The sequence below is a fragment of the Microvirga aerophila genome (assembly GCF_003332305.1).
Lineage (GTDB): Bacteria > Pseudomonadota > Alphaproteobacteria > Rhizobiales > Beijerinckiaceae > Microvirga > Microvirga aerophila.
This window is the reverse complement of the sequence record NZ_QOIO01000140.1, coordinates 1-4,074: the sequence shown is the minus strand read 5'-3', so window position 1 is coordinate 4,074 and position 4,074 is coordinate 1. Positions and strand designations below refer to the sequence as shown.

General features: G+C 56.8%; 3 protein-coding genes and 1 pseudogene. 1 reads left to right on the top strand and 3 read right to left on the bottom strand.

The annotated features are described in order from the left end of the window. Positions 1-80: 80 nt before the first annotated feature. Complete coding sequence (locus DRB19_RS32040) at positions 81-590, bottom strand: hypothetical protein (RefSeq protein ID WP_147023276.1); 510 nt, start codon at positions 588-590, stop codon at positions 81-83. Between DRB19_RS32040 and DRB19_RS29100 the strand changes: the two are divergent. Continuing rightward, positions 569-1,110: pseudogene (locus DRB19_RS29100) on the top strand (IS630 family transposase); the annotation flags it as partial. The gene DRB19_RS32040 and the pseudogene DRB19_RS29100 overlap by 22 nt on opposite strands. Before the next feature lie 146 nt (positions 1,111-1,256). Here DRB19_RS29100 and DRB19_RS29095 read toward each other — a convergent pair. Next, the gene (locus DRB19_RS29095; RefSeq protein ID WP_114189426.1) at positions 1,257-1,970 is read right to left on the bottom strand and encodes a sugar transferase; all 714 of its coding nucleotides are present in this window, start codon (positions 1,968-1,970) and stop codon (positions 1,257-1,259) included. Between the two features lie 874 nt (positions 1,971-2,844). Next, a complete protein-coding gene (locus tag DRB19_RS29090) occupies positions 2,845-3,924 on the bottom strand; it encodes an IS630 family transposase (RefSeq protein ID WP_114189425.1) in 1,080 nt (359 codons plus the stop codon). Positions 3,925-4,074 lie beyond the last annotated feature (150 nt).

Here is a 4,074-nt window from a genome sequence, read left to right as displayed (position 1 = left end):
AACCCGGACAACTTCCTGGCCGCCATCAAGCTCGCATCAGCCCGCATCTGGATCCGCAGTTATGAGTCCGCTGCCTAGTACTACAGCCCGGATTTACGGCGGCGTCGGGCGCGTTCGCGCCAGTGGCATTCGCGCGCCCGCTGCTGATGGCACCGACGCCAGATGGACCAGTGCTCGACTGCCTCGACTGAAGGCGGCTGCTCCCCCACCAAGTGCCAGAGCAGGCATCGCACCTCCGGCACTGTGAGCGGCAGCAGCCCCGCGGCCTGCCCGACGGAGGCCTCTCCCCCGATGGCGTGCTGGCGCACGACGGTCAGATACGCATGCGCCAGCATGGACAATGTGATGTGCCGGTGCCAGCCTGTCCACGAACGCACCTCGTACTCGTCCAATCCAGTCTCGCCCTTGGCTTCCTTAAAGCAGCTCTCGATCCGCCAGCGCTGAGCGGCCACCCGCACCAGATCGGGCAGCGCCGTCTCCTCGGGCGAACAGGTGAGGTAGAACGTGAACTGATGCGATCGGCCCTTCTTACGCCGGATCAGCAGGCCGGTTTTCCAGCCCGGCACCAGCGGTGGAAGGTACGACGCCAATTCTGCCGATGCGTCCAGGACAGGTTGAGCGCCGCAGCCACGACTACCGGCGGCATGGCACGGCACCACAGACTTCTTTGCAGCCTTGAACGTGAAGACCGGCAGTGTGATCGGCGCCTGCAAGAGGCGGCACCGCAGTGAAGAGTTCCTCGCCTTTCTGGATCAGGTCGAGGCATCTGTCCCGGCTGATCTCGATGTGCATCTGGAGCTCGACAATGCCTGCAGCCACAAGACACGCCTGGTGCATGACTGGTTGGTGAAGCGGCCGCGCTGGCATCTGCACTTTACTCCCACCAGCGCCTCCTGGCTCAATCTGGTGGAAGGCTGGTTCTCTCTTCTGACCCGACGCTGCCTCCAACGCGGGGTCTTTGTCAGCACTGACAGCCTGAAAGCCGCAATCCAGGCCTACATTGAGCAGACCAACCTGGATCCCAAACCGTTCATCTGGACCAAATCTGCCGACGAGATCCTCGCCAGTGTCAAACGCTTCTGCCAACGCACTTTGAACTCGCACCACTAGGATAACGCGCGACCTCTCAATTCAGTCCTGACGCCGCACTAGCTACGATTCAAATCCTGGTTCCGACGAGAAACCCGAGTCACTCCCAAAAGTGCACGTTTGACTACAATCTGCAGTGTCCGTAACTAATCTGACAGTTAAATTTCCTAGCAACTTCCACGCTGCTTGATGACTGCTGGTATCGTTCGGATTAAGATCGCGAAATCTTGAAACAGCCTCCATTCTCTTACGTAACGAGCATCCAGCTCCACCCGCTCATTATAACTGCAGTCGTTACGTCCGCTAACTTGCCACAAGCCTGTTAGGCCTGGCCTCATTGAAAGGTAATAGTCCAGTCTGTGCCCATATCGACTCATTTCTGCTGGAATTATTGGCCGGGGACCGACTAAACTCATCTCACCTACAATTATATTTACTAATTGAGGCAACTCGTCCAAACTTGTCCGTCTGAGGAAGCGGCCGAGCCATGTAATACGAGGATCATCTCTCAGCTTTTGACTGTGTTCCCACTCGCGACGAGCGGCCATATCATTTTTCAAATGTTCTTGGAGTACCTGATCTGCATTAACAATCATCGTGCGAAACTTGAGGCAGGAAAATCGTTGTCCCCCGCGTCCAACCCTCACCTGACGAAAAAAAATCGGTCCTCTGTCTGTGAGCTTTAAAATACAGGCGATGATCAATAACAAAGGTGCCAGCGCAACTAAGCCCATGACAGCGCCAAGGATATCAATAAATCGCTTCGCAACAAGCGATAGTGTCTGGGTAGATAATACTTGACCAGACTCGACCGGAGGAAGAGTTTCCTGAGACGCTCCGTATTCTATAAAAGGTACTCTCTTTTGATTTTCTTGCGCCATTTTCCCTTAGCCCGCTGTGTTAGCACCAGTGATACATAAACCTAGATACGCTTAGCATTACGCTTGAAATTCAGATTGTCTTTGGCACAGTTACAAGTACTCGGGCACATTTTGCACGCGGCGGACAAGTCGCCACTCGCCGCTCTACAAAGCACATTGCTTTCACTGACCTAGCTTAGATTGACCGGTTGGGACAAGTAAGCGAAAACTCCTGATGCGCGGCCGTATTAAGTGGCCAAACACCGGGTTGATCGACACAAGACCTCCCGGACTTAGGGCAACTAAACGATTGCACTAAACGACTAAACAGCGAAATTGTACTTGTTAATTTAGCATTTTACTGCGATTTTACTTTCGGTAAAACCACGATGATGCTTTTAAAGTAGATGTCAGATTGCTGAACTGGTCCAGTCACGCAAAAGTGGTAGTCCCAGTGTGAAAAGATACCTTTTCATCCGCTTGCGGATGGTCCGTGGATCTTCAGCTGCGTCGACCTTGATGGATCAGCGGCGAAAAATCGCGATGTGGGCGGAGCGCTCCGCAAAATACCATATGAGACTGCATCCCGATCAACCAACTCACTTTCCGTCAATGATATAGACCGATCCGTTTTGTGATGTCGGGTTGTACAACACCGTGTGTCCTCATTCAGCCTTGGAAGGGGTAACCCGGACGGACTTTGCCAATTACACCACCCAAAGAATCCAGCCAGAAGATATGATCCGTCCGGTTGCCATGACAGATAGCAACGGGCATCAATCAACCAACGGGCTTCACCCCTGAACAGAAGAAACCTGGAACTCAGTCAATTTCGCACTACAGCCGAGGTCTTTGCGTTGTCTTAGATACGGAGGCGTCGCACAATGACGCACAACTAGTGGATGGAATCTAACGCTTGGTGCCCACGCCTGACGGCAGCGATGATCTCATCCGGGTCGGCCGTCCAGGTGAAAGGCTTGGGACGGGTGTTGGTCTCGACAACGTACCGGTTGATCGCCTGCTGAAGATCGACCACCGAAGGGAAGACGCCGCGCTTGAGCCTCTGGCGCGTGAGCTTGGCAAAGAAGCCCTCCACCGCGTTCAGCCACGAGCACGAAGTCGGGGTGAAGTGGAAGGTGAAACGCTCATGGCGATCCAGCCAGGCACGCACTTTTGCATGCTTGTGAGCCCCATAGTTGTCGAGGATGACGTGGATGGTCTTGCCCGCCGGCACCTGGGCCTCAATGGTGTTCAGGAAGCGGATGAACTCCTGATGCCGGTGGCGCTGCATGTTGCGCCCGATGACGGTACCGTCCAGCACGTTCAGGGCGGCAAACAGCGTGGTGGTGCCATGGCGCTTGTAATCGTGCGTCATGGTCCCAAGCCGCCCCTTCTTGAGCGGCAGGCCGGGCTGAGTGCGGCCGAGCGCCTGGATCTGGGACTTCTCGTCGACCGAGAGCACGATGGCATGCGCCGGTGGATCGACATACAACCCGACCACGTCGCGCAGCTTCTCGGCGAACCTGGGATCGTTCGAGAGCTTGAACTGGCGATAGCGATGCGGCTGGAGACCATGGGCTCGCCAGATGCGGCGGACCGCACTGGCGCTGATGCCACTCTCCTTGGCCATCATGGCGGCCGTCCAGTGGGTCGCCTCGCCCAAGGGGTCGGAAAGCGTCAGGTTGACCACCCGCTCGGCCATGTCCGGGCCAAGCGGCTTGATCCGGGAGGGGCGCGTCTTGTCGGGCAGCAAGCCGTCGACGCCTTCCTGCATGAAGCGCTCCTGCCAGCGCCAAACGCAGGTTTTGGAGGTGCCGGTCCGACGCATGATGTCGGCGGTGCCCACGCCCTCGGCGCTCAGCAGCACGATGGCCGCCCGCCAGACGTGCTTCTGGGCCGTGTTCCGGTTGCTGATGACAGCCTCAAGGCGCTGCCGGTCCGAGGAGCTAGGGGTGAGGGCGATGCCAGTGCGCATGCCTCAGCCTCGCATACGCACAAGCCAAGGGGAATCCGCGAGCGGACTCTTCTGTTAGGCGCCAACCACTAGGTGTTTGGTAGCGGAACGTTGTTGGGATCAGGTGCGTTGCGCGATTGAGGAATATACTTGGCGCCTCGAGGGACTGCG